The organism is Pseudomonas gingeri (assembly GCF_013385425.1).
GTDB classification, from domain to species: Bacteria; Pseudomonadota; Gammaproteobacteria; order Pseudomonadales; family Pseudomonadaceae; genus Aquipseudomonas; species Aquipseudomonas gingeri_D.
This window is the reverse complement of the sequence record NZ_JACAQA010000036.1, coordinates 20,008-37,432: the sequence shown is the minus strand read 5'-3', so window position 1 is coordinate 37,432 and position 17,425 is coordinate 20,008. Positions and strand designations below refer to the sequence as shown.

Here is a 17,425-nt window from a genome sequence, read left to right as displayed (position 1 = left end):
TGACGCTCAAGCGTTTCCACGGCCAATGTGGAAACGCTTCTCGACAGCACGCCATGCACATCTAATCATTCATCGAGGTCACGATCACCATGGGTTCAGGTTTCTTCTCCTCGTGGACATTCTGGGCCCTGCTGTCGGCGACTTTCGCCGCCCTGACGGCGATCTTCGCCAAGATCGGCATCGACAACGTCAATTCGGACTTCGCCACCCTGCTGCGAACCGTCGTGGTATTGGTCAGCCTGGCCTTGATTTTGTACGCAACGGGCCAATATCAGTCATTGAGTTCGATTTCCGCCAAGAGCTATCTGTTCCTGCTGTTGTCGGGCCTGGCAACCGGTGCCTCGTGGTTGTGCTACTTCCGCGCGCTGAAGGTCGGCCCGGCCTCGCTGGTGGCCCCGGTGGACAAGCTCAGCGTGGTGTTCGTCGCCGTCATCAGCGTACTGCTGCTGGGCGAGAAGCTCGACCTGCGCCAATGGGGCGGTATCGGCCTGATTACCGCCGGCGTGGTCATGCTGGCTCTCCGGCGTTAGCCGGGAACATTTCACTCAGCATTTATCGACTCGTCTTACGAAACAAACGGCATCGGCGTAATGCCTTTCATGAAACCCTCAGGTGAGGCATGGAAGGATCAGGCAAAAGCCGGAAACACTCTCGCGCTAGCCAGTAACATTTCACCTGTGCAGTATGGCGCGCGTGCACTCCACAAACGGGAATACCCTTATGCAACGTTTTCTCAGTATCGTCTTGGCGCTCTGCATCGGTCTGACGATGAGCCTCGACGCGAACGCCAAGCGCTTCGGCGGTGGCAAAAGCATGGGTTCGGCACCCAGCCATCAAACCAGCCAAATGGCCCCAGCCGCGGGTGCCGGCGCTGCTGCCGCAACCGCCGGTGCTGCCGGTGCCGCGGGCGCTGCTGCCAAAGCCGGCGGTGCTTCGCGCTGGCTCGGCCCTCTGGCCGGCATCGCCGCCGGTGGCCTGCTCGCCTCCATGTTCATGGGCGGCGGCTTCCAGGGCATGCAGTTCTTCGACATCCTGATCATGGCGGTCATCGCTTTCGTGATCTTCCGCTTCATTGCCGCCCGTCGACGCAAGCAGCAGGAGCACATGGCCCCGGCCGGCGCGCCGTTCCAGCGTGAAGTGTTCGAGCAACCGGCACAGCCGCAGAACGCGATCTTCGGTGGTTCCGCCCCCGTCGCCCCACGCCGCGTGATCAACGCACCGGCCTGGTTCAACGAAGAGCGCTTCCTGGAAGCCGCCCGCAGCCACTTCCAGGCGCTGCAGCAGCACTGGGATGCCAACGAGATGGACAAGATCGCCGAATTCGTCACCCCGCAGATGCTGCAGTTCCTGAAACAGGAACGGGCGAACGAAGGCGACGGTTTCCAGTCTACCTATATCGAAAACCTGCATGTGCAGTTGGACGGCCTGGACGATCGCGCCGACAAGACCATCGCCACCCTGACCTTCAGCGGCGTGTCGAAGAACTCGCGCTTCGACCAGGGCGAAGCCTTCAGCGAAAGCTGGAACATGGAGCGTCCACAGGGCGACAACCAGCCTTGGCTGGTGGCCGGTATCCGCCAGAACGGCTGATCCACGGCTCGCGGTTGAAAAAAGCTACAAAAACCCCGGACTCGTCCGGGGTTTTGCATTTCACAATTGTACTTTTTGCAAGCTACTGTATAAGACCCGTGATACGAACCGCGCCATAAAGCAAGAGGATTGAGGCCGTGGAAGAAGTCATTGAACAATTGCGTGAAGCCAACGAACCCGTACCGGTGCCTTTGGAGTTACCCGACGAGGATCAGTTGGTCGAAGTCGAAGAGGAGTTGTTCATCAACATCCCCTTCGTTTTCAAGGAATTCCTGCTGACCGTCAGTGACGTGGTGTTTGGCAGCCTGGAACCGGTGACGGTGACTGATCCGCAGTCGCACACCTACCTGCCCGATGTAGCAGCCAATGCCTGGGATTCTGGTGTGCCCCGGGACCTGATCCCGATCTGCCAGGACGGTGACAACTACTACTGCGTCGAAGAAGACGGCACCGTGGTGCTGTGGTCCGGCGAAGAAGAGCTGATCACTGAAGAGTCCTGGGAATCGGTATGGCACTGGGCGCGGGATGTGTGGCTGGAAAGCTGATTGACCCTGTCCGATGCTGCTCCAATCACGCTACCTTGGGTTGACTCGGACCTGTAGGAGCAGGGCTTGCCCGCGAAGCTTTTGGCGGCCTCAAGGGCCCCTTCGCTGGCAAGCCCTGCTCCTACAAAGGGTCGGCACCTGAACCTCAGTGCCCCGCCGAATCGCTCTTGTGCTCCAGCGTCTCCAGCAAGGCGACCTGCATCCGCGTGTGCACACGCACAAACCAGCGCCACAACACCGCCGCGATCGCCGCTGCAACCACCGCGATCAGCACCAGCAACTCGCTGGTGGGCAGAATGCTCGCCGACAGCGCCGACAGCAGCAGGAAAATCACCAGCAGCGACAGCAGCGGAATCACCTCGGCGATCACCCTTCTGACCCGCTGGGTGTGCCGTCCCGCCACCTCGGCTTTCACGCCCATCTCCGCCAGCAGCATCGACAGCGCCTTGAGCTTGCGGTACGCCGCAATCAGGAAGGGTAGCGACAACAGCAGCGCCCCACCCCAGATCAGGCCGTTGTGCCAGCTCGGCTCATTGATCCAGTCGGCCAGATAATCGGCAATCGGCGCCGCGAAGAAGCCCCCGGCAAAGAAGATCGCCATCACCAGCGCCAGGTTGACCCCCACCTGCAACAGAATCCGCCGGATCATCGAGGCCAGCAGCGCGCCCTCGCCCTGGGGCTGGATGCTGCGCAACCATTCACCGTAGAGGCTGAACACCCGTGCCAGGCGTCGCGGCATCACCGCCGCCAGCTTGAGCGACAGTGGGTCCGCCGCGCGGATCAGATAGGGCGTGAGCAGCGTGGTGATCACCGAGACCGCCACCGCGACCGGATAGAGAAAGTCACTGGTGACCTGCAAGGTCATCCCCAGCGCCGCGATAATGAAAGAGAACTCGCCGATCTGCGACAGCCCCATCCCCACCCGCAACGACGTCCGGCCATCGTTGCCGGCAATAAACGCCCCCAGCCCGCAGGAGAGCATCTTGCCCAGCACCACCGCGACGGTGATCACGGCAATCGGCCAGGCGTAATCGAGGAGGATCGCCGGATCGATCATCAAGCCGATGGCAACGAAGAAGATCGCGCTGAACAGGTCGCGAACCGGCTCGATCAGGCGTTCGATTTTCAGCAACTGACGGGACTCGGCCATGATCGCGCCAATCAGGAACGCCCCCAGGACCATGCTGTATTCCAGCTTGACCACCAACAGGCAGAAACCGAAACACAGGCCGAGCACGGTGATCAGCAGCATCTCGTTGCTTTCGAAGCGGGCGACGTAAGCCAACAGCCGCGGCACCAGCAGGATGCCGACCACCAGGGCGACGATCATGAACAGCGACAGCTTGCCCACGGTGGAGAACACCTCGCCCGAGCTTACGGTGCCGCTGACCGCGATGCTCGACAGCAAGGCGATGATGCCGATGCCGAGGATGTCCTCGACGATCAGTACGCCGAAGATCAGCTGGGCGAAGCGCTGGTTCTTCATCTTCAGGTCGTTGAGCGCCTTGACGATGATGGTGGTCGAGGAAATCGCCAGGATCGCGCCGAGGAACAGCGAATCCATGGTGTTCCAGTCGAACCAGCGGCCGATTTCGTAGCCGATCCAGATCATCAGCACGATTTCCAGGAACGCCGCGATAAACGCCGTGGCCCCGACCTTGAACAGCTTGCCCAGGCTGAACTCCAGGCCCAGGCAGAACATCAGGAAAATCACCCCCAGCTCGGCCAGGGTCTTGATGGTGTCTTCGTCGTGGATCAGGCCGAACGGCGGCGTGTGCGGCCCGATGATAAAACCGGCGACGATATAGCCGAGCACCACCGGTTGCTTGAAACGGTGGAAGAGGATGGTCACCACACCGGCCACCAGCATGATCACGGCCAGGTCCTGGATAAAGCTGATGGCATGCATGGCGTGGCGCTCCTTGCTGTTGGGAAAGCGGCCATGGGACAGCTTTTTGAGCCGTCAGCAATCACCGTTCCTGGTGTGAGAACTTTCTATGGCATGGCTTTCTGAAGGTTAACACCGCGACTTCCGACAAAAAGCCGGTGCAATATGTAGAAACAGATCCCTTGAAGCGTGACGATGCCCCCATCAACGGCGTCCCGTTATCGAGTGTCTGTGAAAATGAAGGAAGCGCCCGTAGAGGTGCCTGAGCCAATCCCTGCCTACCCAACCGTGAGCGTGCTATGGAACCCGGAAATGCCCAGCTGTCGATGACTGTTTTGATGACCCCGGACATGGCCAACTTTTCTGGCAATGTCCACGGCGGCACCTTGCTCAAGTACCTGGATGAAGTGGCTTACGCCTGCGCCAGCCGTTATGCCGGGCGTTATGTGGTGACCCTGTCGGTGGACCAGGTGATTTTCCGCGAGCCGATCCATGTCGGCGAACTGGTGACCTTCCTGGCCTCGGTCAACTACACCGGCAACACCTCCATGGAGGTGGGCATCAAGGTGGTGACGGAGAATATCCGCGAGCGTTCGGTGCGCCACACCAATAGCTGCTTCTTCACCATGGTCGCGGTCGACGACCAGCGCAAGCCGGCCGCCGTGCCGCCGTTGCAGCCGCAAAGCAGCGAGGACAAGCGTCGCTACGTGCAGGCGCAACAGCGTCGGCAGATTCGCCAGGAGCTGGAAAAGCGCTACCAGGAAATCAAGGCCGACGGTGAAGGCGACTGAAACCCTGAAGACAGGGCCTACAGGCTGATCGACTCCGCCTCGAACCGCACCCGCGGATGCACGATGCGGTCCTGGGCCCGCACCAGCTCAAGCTCGTAGCTGGCGCAGGCCTGGGTTTCCAGCAACACCTCATGCACCGCCGAGGCGGCGAACTCGAACGCCGCCACCAGGCTGTCGCCCAACAGCACCCGCGCCAGGAACAGCCCCGAGGTCAGGTCGCCGACGCCCACCGGCTGCTTCGGGAAGGCCAGCAAGGGCCGTCGCAGGTGCCAGCTGCCCTCGGCAGTGACCAGGAGCATCTCGAAACTGTCGGCCAGCTTGCCCGGATAGGCCAGGTGCTTGACCAGCACCGCCTTCGGTCCCCGTGCCAGCAGGCTGCGGGCCATGGCCAGGCAATCGAACAGGGAACTTGGCGTACGCCCGCAGAAGCTATCGAGCTCAAGCTGATTGGGGCAGAGGAAATCGGCCATGGCCACCGCTTCTTCCAGCAGGAAATCACTGACCTCGGTCGGCACGCTGCAGCCTTTCTCCGGATGGCCCATCACCGGGTCGCAGAGATACAGGGCATTGGGGTTGATCGCCTTGATCCGCGCCACACCGGCGAGGATCGCCCGGCCCTGGGCCGCACTGCCAAGGTAGCCGGACAACACGGCATCGCAGTTACCCAGTTCACCGATGGCGGCGATCCCCTCGACCAGCTCGGAAATCCGCTGCGGCGCCAGCACTTCGCCCGCCCACTGCCCGTATTGGGTGTGGTTGGAGAACTGCACGGTGTTCAGCGGCCAGACATTGACCCCGACGCGCTGCATGGGGAAAACCGCCGCACTGTTGCCGGCATGGCCAAAAACCACGTGGGATTGAATGGCGAGCAAATGGGGAGTGCGTTTCATTCCGTATTCCAGAAAGGCCAGTGGATTCAAGGCGCTGAGTATGCGACTAAACGGAGCCTGTACGACAGGCCGGGGAGCCAGTTAAGCTGAGCTGACTTTGTTGGAGTGGCGTTCATGCTGACCCTCGGAAATATGTTCGTGCTGATGTTGCTGGCGACCGGCGCTGCCTGGCTCTGGCACAACCATGGCCTGCGCGAGCGGGCGCTGGAGCGGGTCAAGCAGCACTGCGCCAAGCTCGACATCGAGCTGCTCGATGGCGCCGTTGCACTCAAGCGCATCGGTTTTGTCCGTGACGCCCATGGTCGGCGGCGTCTGGCGCGGATCTACAACTTCGAGTTCACCGTCACCGGTGAGCAGCGTCACGCCGGGACCATCACCCAGTTCGGCGCCCACAGCGCCCATATCGAGCTGGCACCCTACCCGTTCGAAGCCAAACCGGAAGTACGCAGCGCCGAAGTGATCGAATTGAGCCAATGGCGCCAGGATCACGCCAAGGACCATAACAATTTGCGTCGTTGAACGGCCCGGCGGTGGTTTGCCAGTGAGTGCGATGCAAGATGCAATGCCGCTCGCCCTACAAACGACACTGCACCATTCCCGCCTTTAACGACTCGATCTCCTGCTTTTCAGCGAAAATCAGCTCAATACGCGAATCCCGCCGCCACTCGCTGGGCTGCCACTGCGCTGCCGAGTTATCCACAGCGTTGGCGGAAACCCAGCCGTCCGGGCTGTGGATAACCAGTTTGGCCCGCAACCAATCCAGCCCGGACAACCAGCGCTGGAGCTTTTCCGTATCGAAGCGCTGGCTCGGGTGCCAGCGCCAGCCGATGCTCCAGTTGCCGTCCTGGGCATGATCCAGGCAGATCGGTTGGGCCGGGTCGGTCCAGATCGCCGCCAGTGGGGCATTGACCGGTGCGCCTGCGGAGGGCGCGATATCAGCGTAGGTATGAGCCTGCTCGCGATGACCGTTATCCAGGGCGAGCAACTCGGCCAACCCCAACACGCCCTGCTCCGTCCAGTGCACGGGTCCTTCAGGCAAGCGGGCCAGCACCCGCTGCCGTTCAACCTCGTCCAATCCTTCGGACTTGTTCAACACCCGTAACCCCGCCAACTCCAGCGCTTCCTGCTGGGAGTCCGGCAACGGCTTGCCCGCCGCCAGGGCCCGGGCGTCCAGCACCAGCACACAAGGTTGCAACGCCAGGACGCCCAGCCAGGGCGCCTCGGCCAGTTGCCTGAGAATCTGCACCGGATGCCCCAACCCGGAGGGCTCGATCAACAACCGATCCGGTCGTGCCTTGCGCAACAGTCGGGTCAATCCAACCTGGAACGGCGCGCCGTTGACACAGCAGACACAGCCGCCTGCCACTTCCCCCAGTGCGATACCATCGTCGCCCCGGGTCAGCAGTGCGGTGTCCAGGCCGATCTGACCGAACTCGTTGATCAGCACCGCCCAGCGCTCGCCTTCCGGCTTTTGCGCCAGCAGTTGCCGAATCAGGCTGGTCTTGCCTGCCCCCAGCGGGCCGGCGATGACATGGGTGGGAATGTTCTGCAACATAGAGGGCCAATGGTCTGAAAGAGATGAAAGAATGATGCGCCTGATCTGCCTGGCGTTGCTGTTCGGCTCTAGCCAGGTGCTGGCCCAGGCCTGCGTGGTACACAGCCATGGGCAGCGACTGGACGTCAAAGTCTGCCAGGAAAACATCAATATCCCGGCCAAGCTGTTCAGCGACGGCTTCTGCCAGCCGAACCTGCCGGGGCAGAAGGTCGAGGTCGAGTACGTCGAACAGTGCCCGGGCGGTTCCTTCGGCGTGTGCGGCAACGCGCAAGTGGCCAATATGCCTTACCGGCAGAATATCCACTATTACGGCGTGGCGACGGACGCGGCGTATCTCAAGCCGTTTTGTGAGGGCCAAAGCCAGGGCCACTGGCAAACCCCATAACCACGACAGTCACAGATCCCAATGTGGGAGCGGAGCTTGCCCGCGAAGGGAGCGCCGCGTTTTTTCAGATACACCGCGTCATCGTTCTTCGCGGGCAAGCTCCGCTCCCACAAGGGTTTGGCGGTGTTTACCAGAATGAGTAACTTCTGAGAGTCCGGATCAGGCCAACCAATCCAATGTCAGGATCAACCGCCGCTCGCCCTCCGGCACCGGCGGCGAACGGTGCACCAGGCCAAAACCTTCATTCCCGTGCCAGCGCTCGCCCTTGAGCAACGCCACCGCGCCGCTGTCCACCTGCTGGATCAGCGCCGGCTCATCAGGCTCCGCCGCCGCATTGCCCAGCAGCCGACGATCGATCGCCCCTTCCGCCAGCCACTGGCTGCCCGCCCCCGCATAGGTGGTGATCAAGCGCACCGGCACATGATCGACATGAAAACGCGGGCACATGGCCTTGTCCAGCACCCGCAAACGCAGACCGATCCGCCGCGCGCCGAGCAGGCAGGCATAAGCGCTGACCAGCCAGGACACATCGCTCAAGAACCCTTCATAACCCTCCAGATCGCTAAACCCCGAAGCCAGTCCCTGCAGATTCGGCCGTGCCTCGTCATCCGGCATTTCCAGGCTGAGGGATTCGGCCAACGGCTCGTTCAACGACAACAACAGGGTCGCGAAATCGGCAATATGCCCCGGCAACCGGCGCTGCCAGATCGCCAGGTTGACCCCCTCGTCGAGAATCTCGCCCAGCACCGTCGGCGCTTCGCCCTGCACCTGCCGAATCGCCGGCAAGGCCTTCCAACGTGGCGCCAGCATCAGGCGGCCTCCTCTTCATGCCAGGCGCCGAACGGATCGGGCAGCACGCTCCAACCCTCGACCCCAAGGGCCATTTCCTCATCGTTCAACAGGCAGTCATCCAACCGCGCGGTCAGCTGCGCGAAGTCGATGTTCTGCCCGATAAACACCAGTTCCTGGCGGCAATCGCCGGTTTCCGGCGTCCAGTGCTGCATGATCGCCGTGACGCTTTCCTGATCCTGCGGCCACTGCGGTTTCGGCACGAAGCGCCACCAGCGCCCGGCAAAACCATGGCGCATCAGGCCACCGGCCTGGGACCAGCTACCGGCCTCCTGGTACTTGCTGGCCAGCCAGAAAAAGCCCTTGGAGCGCAGCAGCTTGCCGTTCACCCAGGGCCGGTTGATAAAGTCGAAAAAGCGCTCGGGATGAAACGGCCGCCGTGCCCGGTACGCCGTGGAAGCAATGCCGTACTCCTCGGTTTCCGGCACATGCTCGCCCCGCAGTTCCTGCAACCAGCCCGGCGCCTGGGCCGCGCGCTCGAAGTCGAAACGGCCGGTGTTGAGGATCTTCACCAGGGGGATTTCGCCCATCACCATGGGAATGATTTCCGCCTGGGCGTTCAGGCGCTGCAGAATCGCCATCAACTCCAGACGTTCGCTGCTGCTGATCAAATCGATCTTGCTGATCAGGATCACGTCGGCAAACTCGATCTGCTCGATCAGCAGGTCGGTGATCGAGCGCTCGTCCTCTTCGCCCAGGGTCTCACCACGGGAGGCGAGGCTTTCGGCAGCCTGGTAATCGAGCAGGAAATTCATACCGTCGACCACCGTGACCATGGTGTCGAGCCGGGCGACATCCGCCAGGCTCTGGCCGCTTTCATCACGAAAGGTAAAGGTCTCGGCCACCGGCAGCGGCTCGGAGATGCCGGTGGATTCGATCAGCAGGTAATCGAAACGACCGTCGCGGGCCAGCTTGCCGACTTCCTCCAGCAGGTCTTCGCGCAAGGTGCAGCAGATGCAGCCGTTGCTCATCTCGACGAGCTTTTCCTCGGCGCGATTGAGGCTGACATCGCGCTGCACTTCGCTGCCGTCGATATTGATTTCGCTCATGTCGTTGACGATCACGGCCACCCGCAGGTTTTCGCGATTGCGCAGCACGTAGTTGAGCAGGGTACTTTTACCGGCACCGAGAAAGCCGGACAGCACGGTCACGGGTAGACGTTGGGTCATGGGGTTTTCCTCATCAGATCGGCCGGGTCAAAGCGCCCGTTTATGGCGTTCGCGCAGCTCTTCACGTTCTTTGGCTTCGATGCACATCGGGTCCGGGATTTATTTAATGTTATATTATAACAATGCAAATAATCCAATCCCCCGCTTGCTCGCCGCGACGAAGAGCGCAATGCTGGGTCGATCCCGTTGCCGAGAATGCCGATGCGTCCTGTCCTGAACTATCTGTTGCCGGTCCTGTTGTTGGTGGCGGCGAACGCCGAGGCCCAAGTGCCGGCCCCTACCCAGACGAACTGCACCCGCAGCGCCAACCTGCTGGCGTGCAAGGATGGGCTGGGCAACGCCTATGGCGTGGCGACCGAGGGCAAGACGATTTATTTGCAGGGCTTTGAAGTGATCGGCAAGCGCTACTGGGCGCAGACCAGCAGCCGCTATGGGCAGTTGACGTTCTTCACCGGGATAGCTTCGGACGGTGAAGCCTGGGTCGGTTACAGCCGGCGAGTGGGCTGGACCACCCAGAACCGTTTTTCCAGTTCAGGCGGGTTGAGCAAAAAGTTTGTTTGCGACCGAATGGTGGGGTGCTAGGCAATACTGGATAACACACACCTTGTAGGAGCCTGGCTTGCCAGCGAAGAGGCCCTTGAGCCTTGCGCCGCACATCCTGCCGCCATCGCCAGCAAGCCGGCTCCCACAAGGGTGAAGCAGCCAGTCTTAGACCAACCCTTCCTGCACCTGCTGCTGTTGCCAGGCGATATAGCTGTCCGCCGGCGGGTTCTTCTCGAAGTAACGCTTCAAACCCTCGAACAACCCATCGGCAATCGCCTGCTGGTGCCGCGCCGTGACCAGCCGCTGGCTGTCACGGGCGTTGGAGATAAAACCGGTCTCCACCAGGATCGACGGCACGTCCGGCGACTTCAGCACCGCGAACCCCGCCTGTTCCACACGCTTCTGGTGCAGGGTGGTGATGCCTTCCAGGCTGCCCAACACGCTGTGCCCCAGCTGCAGGCTGGAAGCGATGGTGGCGTTCATCGACATATCGAGAATCACCCCGGCCAGCATCGGGTCCTTGTCCTTGAGATTGAGCAGGCTCTGCGCGCCCAGCAGGTCGGCGCCGTTTTCGCGCTGGGCCATAAACCGCGCCGTGGTCGACGTCGCCCCGCCTTCCGACAAGGCAAACACCGAAGCCCCCGAAGCCGTAATCCGCGGTGCGGCATCGGCATGCACCGAGATAAACATGTCGGCGTTGTTCTTGCGGGAGAACTCCACCCGCTTGCGCAGGGGCACGAAGAAGTCGTCGTTGCGCACCAGGCGCACATCGAAGCCCTTCTCACGCTTGAGACGCTTGGCCAACAGTCGGCCAATGGACAGCACCACGTCTTTCTCGCGCTCGCCCTTGGAACCTACGGCCCCCGGATCCTTGCCGCCATGGCCAGGGTCGACCACCACCATGATGTCGCGCTTGCGATGGGTGTTGCCGCTCGCCTCCTCATGCCGCACAGGCGGCGGCGCGACGACCGCCGGTGCCGCCGCCAGGGCCGCCGTCGGCACTCCGGCGCTGCCATTGCTGGTCAGGTCGAGCACCAGGCGATGGCCCTGCGTACCCTCGGGCGGCAACAGGAAGCTGTTGAGCTGAACCGGGTTGGCCAGGTCGAGGACGATCCGCGTATCGCCCTCGCCGAAATGCCCGGAGCGGATCGAACGGATCACCGTATTGCTCAGCGCTAGCTGTCGGAAATCTCCCGTCAGCTTGGCGCCGCTCAGGTCGATGATCAACCGCTCGGGCGAGGTCAGGGAAAAGGTCTTGTATTGAATCGGACCGCTGAGGTCCAGCACCAGCCGCAGCTTGTTGCCGTCGCGCCACAGCCGCGCATTCTGGATCTGCGCCGCCGACACACCGAACGGCAAAACCACCGCACCGGCCAATAAAAAGTTGAGCAACTGACGTCTATGCATAACAGGTACCGCGGATAAGGGAGCGTCCGTACTCGTTGTCGCTGTGTAAAGCCCCAGCAAAAAAGGCATCGTCGACTGAATAGTTATAATATAACATGTCACTTTAACTCCGACGATGGACCTGCTCATGAATGCGTTGACGCTGCCGGATATCGCCGCGCAGTCATCCCGGCAAGCCTTGCCCCTCGAGTGGGTGGGCATGTGCGGCATTGCCCTGCCCGTCTCGATTGACGGCCACAGCCTCAGCGCCAAAGCCGATGCGGGTGTCAGCCTCGACGATGGCGAAGCGCGGGGCATTCATATGTCACGTCTGTACCTGGCCCTGGAACAACTGGAACAGGAAGACCTGACGCCCGCGCTGATACGAGAAGTATTGCAGCAATTTCTCGACAGCCACGACGGACTTTCCAGCAACGCCTATCTACGCATCCATAGCGATCTGCTGCTCAAACGCCCGGCGTTGGTCAGTCCGCTGGCCGGCTGGAAAACCTATCCAGTCAGTGTCTTGGCCGAACTGAAAAACGGAGTGTTCCACGTGGAACTAAAAATTGACGTGGCCTACTCCTCAACCTGCCCGTGCTCGGCCGCCCTCGCCCGGCAGTTGATCCAACAGCAATTCATCAACGACTTCGCCGACAAGCCCCTGGAGCACAGTGACGTCCTCAGCTGGCTCGGCGGACCGCAAGGCGTCGTCGCCACACCTCACAGTCAGCGCAGCATTGCACAATTGCATATTCATTTAGATGAAAAAACGTATCGGTTTCCCTTCGAGGCCCTGATCGACGACGCCGAGGCCGCCCTCGGCACTGCCGTGCAGACCGCGGTGAAACGCGCGGACGAACAAGCCTTCGCCCTCGCCAATGGCCAGAACCTGATGTTCTGCGAAGACGCGGCGCGCCGCCTCAACCTGGCGCTCAAGCGCTCGGACGCGGTCAACGGCTTCCACTTGCGGGTGGTTCACGCCGAAAGCCTGCATGCCCATGACGCCGTGGCTGAGAGCCGCTGGAATTGGAGGCAGGCATGATCCGTTGCCAAGGCCTGCGCTGGGGCGCCCCGGGCCAGCCCCTCACTCCTGCCGTGGATTTCGAACTCGCCGCCGGCAGCCTGACCGCTGTGATCGGTGCCAACGGCACCGGCAAAAGCAGCCTGTTGAAAGTCATCGCCGGGCTGCAAAAACCGCTGTCCGGCAAAGTGCATCTGGATGTTCCACGGCGCGGCAGCCTGTCGTTCCTGCCGCAGCAACAGCATCTGGACCGGCAATTCCCCATCAGCCTGCAAGAGCTGGTGGCCGCCGGGTTCTGGGGCATCAAGCAAACCCCGCAACAGCGCAGCGAACGCCTGCAAGCCGTGCTCGAAGACTGGCACCTCGGCGGCCTGGAACATCGCCCGCTGATGGCCTTGTCCGGCGGTGAATTGCAGCGCGCCCTGCTAGCCCGCATGAGCCTGGCCTCGGCGCCGGTCCTGTTGCTCGACGAACCCCACGCCGCCCTCGACGAAGATGGCCAGGCGCTGCTGTGGAAACATATCCACGCCTGGCACGCCGAAGGTCGCACCCTAGTGGTGGTCTGCCATGACCTCGCCGCCGTGCGCCAGCACATCCCCAACGCCTTGCAGATCAAGAGCAGCGGTTGCGTCCTGGCGCCCAGCACCGAGCTGATCCGCCAACAACCCATTACGCAGGTAGCCTGATGTTGATGTTCGCCAGCCACCTGTTGCAACCGTTCCAGGATTTCGTGTTCATGCGCCGAGCGTTGATCGGTGGGCTGGTCCTGGCCTGCAGTACCGCGCCACTTGGGGTGTTCCTGATTTTGCGGCGCATGAGCCTGATCGGTGACGCGGTCGCCCACGGCATTCTGCCCGGCGCCGCCATCGGCTTCTGGATCGCCGGCCTGAGCCTGCCGGCCCTGACCCTCGGCGGCCTTGGCGCCGGCATGGGCATGGCCGGGCTCTCGGCCTGGATCACCCGCCGCACTGGCCTGCGCGAAGACGCCAGCCTGGCGGCGATCTACCCGATCTCCCTGGCCAGCGGCGTGCTGATCCTCGGCATCGCCGGCAAACGCCTGGACCTGCTGCACCTGCTGTTCGGCTCGGCCCTGGCGGTCGACGGACCGACCCTGACCGGCATGCTCTGGGTCTGTGGCATCAGCCTGATAGTGATGGCGCTGATCTATCGCCCGCTGCTGCTGGACACCCTCGACCCGCTGTTCCTGCAAACCGTCAGCCGCCTCGGCCCCCTCGCCCACGGGGTGTTCCTGACCCTGGTGGTGCTGAACCTGGTGATCGGTTTCCAGGCCATCGGCGCGCTGATGGTGGTCGGCCTGATGATGCTGCCGGCGATCGCCTCGCGCTTCTGGAGCCGCAACCTGCCGGTGCTGATGCTGATCGCCGCGCTGATCGGCTGTGTCTCGGTCACCCTCGGATTACTGCTGTCGTTCTACTACTCGCTACCCAGCGGCCCGGCCATTGTGCTGGTGGCAGGCGGCTTTTATCTGCTGTCCGTGGTCTTCGGTCCGGTGCACGGTTTGCTGCGCCGCCCGCCCTTGCTTACATCCCAATGAGGTCTTATCCGATGCGCGCTTTACTCGTGCTGTTCAGCTCCGTGCTGGCCTTGTCACTGAACCTGTCCACCGCCCAGGCCGCGGACAAACTCCCGGTGGTCGCCAGCTTCAGTATCCTGCGAGATATCACCCAGCAGATCGGCGGCGACCATATCGCGGTCATCGGCATGGTCGGCCCGGACGCCGATGCCCACACCTACGAACCGACGCCGGATGACGCCAAGGCCCTGCTCAACGCCAAGCTGATCGTCAAGAACGGCCTGGGCTTCGAGCCGTGGCTCGACCGCCTGGTGACCAGCACCGAGACCAAGGCACCGGTGGTCACCGCCAGCAAGGGCGTGATCTCCCACACCATGGTCGACGACGGCGAAACCATTCCCGACCCGCACGCCTGGCACAACCTGGCCAACGCCGAAATCTATGTGAACAACATCACCAAGGCACTGATCAAGGTCGACCCGGCGAACAAGGACGACTACACCCGCAACAGCCAGGCCTACCTGAAAGTGATCCACAGCCTGTTGGCCGAAGCCAAGGTCAAGCTCGGCAACCTGCCGGCCGGCAACCGTCGCATCGTCACCTCCCATGACGCCTTCGGTTACCTGGGCCAGGCCTACGGCATCCAGTTCATGGCGCCACAGGGCCTGTCCACCGAACGTGAGCCGTCCGCCGCCGAAGTTGCCGCGCTGATCACCCAGATCCGCAAGGACAAGGTCAAGGCCGTGTTCATGGAAAACATCAAGGACGCCCGCCTGCTGCAGCAGATTGCCGACGAAAGCGGCGCGCAGATCGGCGGCACCCTGTATTCCGACGCCCTCGCCGCCGAAGGTCCGGCCAGCACCTTTACCGGCCTGTTCGAATACAACATGAACACCCTGCACGCGGCACTGAGCAAATGACCGCGCGGCCGCCCTTGTCGATGCTCGATCTGGAGAGCGCCGCCCTGGGTAGCCGCTGGCCTCTCGCGGCGGTGCTCGATGCACTGCCGTGGAACGAGGACGGACTGATCGCCGCGATCACCCAGCAACACGACAGCGGCGAAGTGCTGATGCTGGCCTGGATGAACCGCCAGGCCCTCGGCGAAACCCTCGAGAGCCGCCAGGTCTGCTACTGGTCGCGCTCACGCCAGCGCCTGTGGCGCAAGGGCGAAACCTCCGGGCACCGCCAGCACCTGATCGAGGCGCGCCTGGATTGCGATGGCGACGCGGTGCTGCTGCGGGTCGACCAGCAAGGCCCGGCCTGCCACACCGGGCGTCCCAATTGTTTCTACAACGCGATTCGTGACGGCGAGGTGCACGTCATCAGCGCCCCTCAGGAGAACGCTTCATGATCCGCAAGAATCCTTCCGGCCACCTGCCCGTGATCGCCGAGTCCGCTTACGTGGACAAGACGGCAATCATCTGCGGCAAGGTGGTGATCGGTGAAAACGTCTTTGTCGGCCCCTACGCGGTGATCCGCGCCGACGAAGTCAACGCCCAAGGCGAGATGGACCCCATCGTCATCGGCGCCAATTCGAATATCCAGGACGGCGTGGTGATCCACTCCAAATCCGGCGCGGCGGTGACCATCGGCGAGTTCACCTCCATCGCCCACCGCTCCATCGTCCATGGTCCCTGCACCGTCGGCGACCGGGTGTTTATCGGCTTCAACAGCGTGCTGTTCAACTGCGTGGTGGGTGACGGCAGCGTGGTCCGGCACAACTCGGTGGTGGATGGTCGCGACCTGCCGCCGGACTTCTACGTGCCCTCCACCACCCGCATCGGCCCGGGCACCGACCTGTCGCAATTCCCGCCGGTAAGCGTCAGCGCCTCGGAGTTTTCCGAAGACGTGGCACGGACCAACGTTGATCTGGTGCGCGGCTACAAGGCCCTGCAAAACGAGTTCTGAACATGAGCAGCCTGCTGATCCGCAACGCCCGCGTGGTGAACGAGGGGCGTGAATTCGACGCCGATATCCGGGTCATCAATGGCCGGATCGAGACCCTCGCCACCCAGATCCACAACGCCAGCGCCGACCTGGAAATCGACGCCGCGGGCCAATGGCTGCTCCCAGGGATGATCGACGACCAGGTGCATTTCCGCGATCCCGGCGCGCCGGCCAAGGGCAGTCTCTACAGCGAGTCGCGGGCAGCGGTGGTCGGCGGCATCACCAGCTATATGGACATGCCCAACACCCAGCCGGCGACCCTGACCCTCGAAGCCCTGGCCGACAAGCAACGCAAGGCCGCACAGCACTCGGTGGCCAACTATGGCTTTCACTTCGGGGTCAGCAACGACAACCTCGACACCATCGCCGCCCTTGATCCGACCTGCGTGGCCGGGGTCAAGGTGTTCATGGGCGCGTCCACCGGCAATATGCTGGTGGACGATCCGCGAGTGCTGGAGAGACTGTTCGCCGAAGTGCCGACGATCCTCCTCGCCCACTGCGAACACACGCCGACCATCAAGGCCCGCGAGGAAAACCTGCGGGAGCTGTTCGGCGCTGCCATTCCCGCCGACGCGCACCCGTTGATCCGCAATGCCGAGGCCTGCTATCGCTCCTCGTCAATGGCGGTGGACCTGGCCCGACGCCATGGCACGCGCCTGCACGTCCTGCACCTGACCACCGAGCGCGAACTTTCGCTGTTCGAGAACAAGCCGCTGAGTGAAAAACACATCAGCGCCGAGGTCTGCCTGCATCACTTGCTGTTCGACGACCGCGACTATCCGCGCCTGGGCAACCTGATCAAATGCAATCCGGCCATCAAGCACCAGTCGGATCGCGATGCCCTGCGCGAAGCCTTGCTGAGCAACCGCCTGGATGTGATCGGCAGCGATCACGCGCCGCATACCTGGGAAGAAAAACAACGGCCCTACAGCGAGGCACCGTCCGGATTGCCGCTGGTCCAGCATGCGCTGCCGGCCCTGATGGAGCTGGTGGCCGCGCGGGTCCTGCCGTTGACCACCCTGGTGGAAAAGACCAGCCATCGGGTCGCCGACCTGTTCGCCATTCCCGACCGCGGCTACCTGCGCGAAGGCTACTGGGCCGACCTGGTGCTGATAAACCGTGAACCGCTGTCGCGGCCGGTGAGCGCCGAGCCGCTCCTCTCGCAATGTGGTTGGACGCCCTTCGTCGAGCGGCGCTTTCGCCATTGGGTCAGCACCACGGTGGTGTCCGGCCAGGTGGCCTGGCATGCCGGGAAAATCCACGACACCTGCCAGGGCCAGCCCCTGCGCTTTCTCCGTTAATCCGTTCCAGCGCCCGACCGACCAAGGA

At 62.6% G+C, this 17,425-nt stretch carries 20 protein-coding genes; 14 read left to right on the top strand and 6 right to left on the bottom strand.

Going from position 1 to position 17,425, the window contains the following annotated elements; genetic code table 11:
• The first annotated feature begins 89 nt into the window (after positions 1 to 89).
• The 3 genes from HX830_RS29005 to HX830_RS28995 all read left to right on the top strand — a co-directional run bounded on the left by HX830_RS29005 (position 90) and on the right by HX830_RS28995 (position 2,135).
• The gene (locus HX830_RS29005) at positions 90 to 530 is read left to right on the top strand and encodes an EamA family transporter (RefSeq protein ID WP_177104092.1); all 441 of its coding nucleotides are present in this window, start codon (positions 90 to 92) and stop codon (positions 528 to 530) included.
• Between the two features lie 190 nt (positions 531 to 720).
• A complete protein-coding gene (locus HX830_RS29000) occupies positions 721 to 1,590 on the top strand; it encodes a Tim44 domain-containing protein (RefSeq protein ID WP_103498479.1) in 870 nt (289 codons plus the stop codon).
• 137 nt (positions 1,591 to 1,727) lie between these two features.
• Positions 1,728 to 2,135, top strand: coding sequence for an SMI1/KNR4 family protein (locus tag HX830_RS28995; RefSeq protein WP_103498480.1), 408 nt, complete (start codon positions 1,728 to 1,730; stop codon positions 2,133 to 2,135).
• A gap of 145 nt (positions 2,136 to 2,280) precedes the next feature.
• Here the strand turns inward: HX830_RS28995 and HX830_RS28990 are convergent, their stop codons facing one another.
• Complete coding sequence (locus tag HX830_RS28990) at positions 2,281 to 4,044, bottom strand: cation:proton antiporter (RefSeq protein WP_152736609.1); 1,764 nt, start codon at positions 4,042 to 4,044, stop codon at positions 2,281 to 2,283.
• A 278-nt stretch (positions 4,045 to 4,322) separates the two neighbouring features.
• On the opposite strand from HX830_RS28990, the gene HX830_RS28985 reads away from it, so the two are divergent.
• Positions 4,323 to 4,814 (top strand): acyl-CoA thioesterase, encoded by a 492-nt coding sequence (locus tag HX830_RS28985; protein ID WP_100939860.1) that lies wholly within the window; start codon positions 4,323 to 4,325, stop codon positions 4,812 to 4,814.
• Positions 4,815 to 4,831: 17 nt separating this feature from the next.
• Here the strand turns inward: HX830_RS28985 and pdxY are convergent, their stop codons facing one another.
• Entirely contained in the window at positions 4,832 to 5,704 is an 873-nt protein-coding gene (gene pdxY / locus HX830_RS28980) for a pyridoxal kinase PdxY (RefSeq protein WP_177104090.1), read from the bottom strand.
• Positions 5,705 to 5,818: 114 nt separating this feature from the next.
• Between pdxY and HX830_RS28975 the strand changes: the two genes are divergently transcribed.
• Positions 5,819 to 6,223 (top strand): DUF3301 domain-containing protein, encoded by a 405-nt coding sequence (locus HX830_RS28975; RefSeq protein ID WP_100939862.1) that lies wholly within the window; start codon positions 5,819 to 5,821, stop codon positions 6,221 to 6,223.
• A gap of 55 nt (positions 6,224 to 6,278) precedes the next feature.
• Here HX830_RS28975 and HX830_RS28970 read toward each other — a convergent pair whose 3' ends face one another.
• A complete protein-coding gene (locus tag HX830_RS28970; RefSeq protein ID WP_177104088.1) occupies positions 6,279 to 7,259 on the bottom strand; it encodes a CobW family GTP-binding protein in 981 nt (326 codons plus the stop codon).
• Positions 7,260 to 7,293: 34 nt separating this feature from the next.
• Here HX830_RS28970 and HX830_RS28965 point away from each other — a divergent pair, with 34 nt between their 5' ends.
• Positions 7,294 to 7,644 (top strand): NADH:ubiquinone oxidoreductase, encoded by a 351-nt coding sequence (locus HX830_RS28965; protein WP_177104161.1) that lies wholly within the window; start codon positions 7,294 to 7,296, stop codon positions 7,642 to 7,644.
• A 159-nt stretch (positions 7,645 to 7,803) separates the two neighbouring features.
• Here the strand turns inward: HX830_RS28965 and HX830_RS28960 are convergent, their stop codons facing one another.
• Together HX830_RS28960 and zigA are read right to left on the bottom strand one after the other, a co-directional pair.
• Entirely contained in the window at positions 7,804 to 8,454 is a 651-nt protein-coding gene (locus HX830_RS28960; protein ID WP_177104086.1) for a DUF1826 domain-containing protein, read from the bottom strand.
• Positions 8,454 to 9,662, bottom strand: a complete 1,209-nt coding sequence (zigA, locus tag HX830_RS28955; RefSeq protein ID WP_177104084.1) for a zinc metallochaperone GTPase ZigA — start codon at positions 9,660 to 9,662, stop codon at positions 8,454 to 8,456. Before zigA ends, HX830_RS28960 begins: the two co-directional genes overlap by 1 nt.
• A gap of 201 nt (positions 9,663 to 9,863) precedes the next feature.
• Between zigA and HX830_RS28950 the strand changes: the two genes are divergently transcribed.
• On the top strand, positions 9,864 to 10,244 hold the full coding sequence (locus tag HX830_RS28950; protein WP_103497203.1) for a glutamine synthetase: 381 nt from the start codon (positions 9,864 to 9,866) through the stop codon (positions 10,242 to 10,244).
• 126 nt (positions 10,245 to 10,370) lie between these two features.
• On the opposite strand, the gene HX830_RS28945 is transcribed toward HX830_RS28950, so the two are convergent.
• Entirely contained in the window at positions 10,371 to 11,612 is a 1,242-nt protein-coding gene (locus tag HX830_RS28945) for an N-acetylmuramoyl-L-alanine amidase (protein WP_177104082.1), read from the bottom strand.
• 127 nt (positions 11,613 to 11,739) lie between these two features.
• Here HX830_RS28945 and folE2 point away from each other — a divergent pair, with 127 nt between their 5' ends.
• From folE2 to HX830_RS28910, 7 genes are read left to right on the top strand one after another with little or no spacing between them, the layout of a single operon-like run.
• The gene (gene folE2, locus HX830_RS28940; protein WP_152736602.1) at positions 11,740 to 12,636 is read left to right on the top strand and encodes a GTP cyclohydrolase FolE2; all 897 of its coding nucleotides are present in this window, start codon (positions 11,740 to 11,742) and stop codon (positions 12,634 to 12,636) included.
• Entirely contained in the window at positions 12,633 to 13,301 is a 669-nt protein-coding gene (locus tag HX830_RS28935; RefSeq protein WP_100939870.1) for a metal ABC transporter ATP-binding protein, read from the top strand. The genes folE2 and HX830_RS28935 overlap by 4 nt, the downstream gene beginning before the upstream one ends.
• Positions 13,302 to 13,303: 2 nt before the next feature.
• Positions 13,304 to 14,170, top strand: a complete 867-nt coding sequence (locus HX830_RS28930; RefSeq protein ID WP_177104159.1) for a metal ABC transporter permease — start codon at positions 13,304 to 13,306, stop codon at positions 14,168 to 14,170.
• Positions 14,171 to 14,181: 11 nt separating this feature from the next.
• Entirely contained in the window at positions 14,182 to 15,069 is an 888-nt protein-coding gene (locus tag HX830_RS28925) for a metal ABC transporter substrate-binding protein (RefSeq protein WP_103497136.1), read from the top strand.
• Positions 15,066 to 15,500 carry a phosphoribosyl-AMP cyclohydrolase gene (gene hisI / locus HX830_RS28920; RefSeq protein ID WP_177104080.1) on the top strand — a complete coding sequence of 145 codons (435 nt, stop codon included), beginning with the start codon at positions 15,066 to 15,068 and terminating at the stop codon, positions 15,498 to 15,500. Before HX830_RS28925 ends, hisI begins: the two co-directional genes overlap by 4 nt.
• Positions 15,497 to 16,057 (top strand): gamma carbonic anhydrase family protein, encoded by a 561-nt coding sequence (locus tag HX830_RS28915; protein WP_103497138.1) that lies wholly within the window; start codon positions 15,497 to 15,499, stop codon positions 16,055 to 16,057. Before hisI ends, HX830_RS28915 begins: the two co-directional genes overlap by 4 nt.
• 2 nt (positions 16,058 to 16,059) lie before the next feature.
• Positions 16,060 to 17,397 (top strand): dihydroorotase, encoded by a 1,338-nt coding sequence (locus tag HX830_RS28910; RefSeq protein ID WP_152736599.1) that lies wholly within the window; start codon positions 16,060 to 16,062, stop codon positions 17,395 to 17,397.
• Positions 17,398 to 17,425: the final 28 nt, after the last annotated feature.

Coding starts and splice junctions, on each gene's coding strand:
- HX830_RS28945 (WP_177104082.1), bottom strand. CDS start 11,612: ATGCATAGACGTCAGTTGCTCAACTTTTTATTGGCCGGTGCGGTGGTT.
- hisI (WP_177104080.1), top strand. CDS start 15,066: ATGACCGCGCGGCCGCCCTTGTCGATGCTCGATCTGGAGAGCGCCGCC.
- HX830_RS28935 (WP_100939870.1), top strand. CDS start 12,633: ATGATCCGTTGCCAAGGCCTGCGCTGGGGCGCCCCGGGCCAGCCCCTC.
- pdxY (WP_177104090.1), bottom strand. CDS start 5,704: ATGAAACGCACTCCCCATTTGCTCGCCATTCAATCCCACGTGGTTTTT.
- HX830_RS28925 (WP_103497136.1), top strand. CDS start 14,182: ATGCGCGCTTTACTCGTGCTGTTCAGCTCCGTGCTGGCCTTGTCACTG.
- HX830_RS28990 (WP_152736609.1), bottom strand. CDS start 4,044: ATGCATGCCATCAGCTTTATCCAGGACCTGGCCGTGATCATGCTGGTG.
- zigA (WP_177104084.1), bottom strand. CDS start 9,662: ATGACCCAACGTCTACCCGTGACCGTGCTGTCCGGCTTTCTCGGTGCC.
- folE2 (WP_152736602.1), top strand. CDS start 11,740: ATGAATGCGTTGACGCTGCCGGATATCGCCGCGCAGTCATCCCGGCAA.
- HX830_RS29000 (WP_103498479.1), top strand. CDS start 721: ATGCAACGTTTTCTCAGTATCGTCTTGGCGCTCTGCATCGGTCTGACG.
- HX830_RS29005 (WP_177104092.1), top strand. CDS start 90: ATGGGTTCAGGTTTCTTCTCCTCGTGGACATTCTGGGCCCTGCTGTCG.
- HX830_RS28970 (WP_177104088.1), bottom strand. CDS start 7,259: ATGTTGCAGAACATTCCCACCCATGTCATCGCCGGCCCGCTGGGGGCA.
- HX830_RS28950 (WP_103497203.1), top strand. CDS start 9,864: ATGCGTCCTGTCCTGAACTATCTGTTGCCGGTCCTGTTGTTGGTGGCG.
- HX830_RS28965 (WP_177104161.1), top strand. CDS start 7,294: ATGCGCCTGATCTGCCTGGCGTTGCTGTTCGGCTCTAGCCAGGTGCTG.
- HX830_RS28975 (WP_100939862.1), top strand. CDS start 5,819: ATGCTGACCCTCGGAAATATGTTCGTGCTGATGTTGCTGGCGACCGGC.
- HX830_RS28915 (WP_103497138.1), top strand. CDS start 15,497: ATGATCCGCAAGAATCCTTCCGGCCACCTGCCCGTGATCGCCGAGTCC.
- HX830_RS28960 (WP_177104086.1), bottom strand. CDS start 8,454: ATGCTGGCGCCACGTTGGAAGGCCTTGCCGGCGATTCGGCAGGTGCAG.
- HX830_RS28910 (WP_152736599.1), top strand. CDS start 16,060: ATGAGCAGCCTGCTGATCCGCAACGCCCGCGTGGTGAACGAGGGGCGT.
- HX830_RS28985 (WP_100939860.1), top strand. CDS start 4,323: ATGGAACCCGGAAATGCCCAGCTGTCGATGACTGTTTTGATGACCCCG.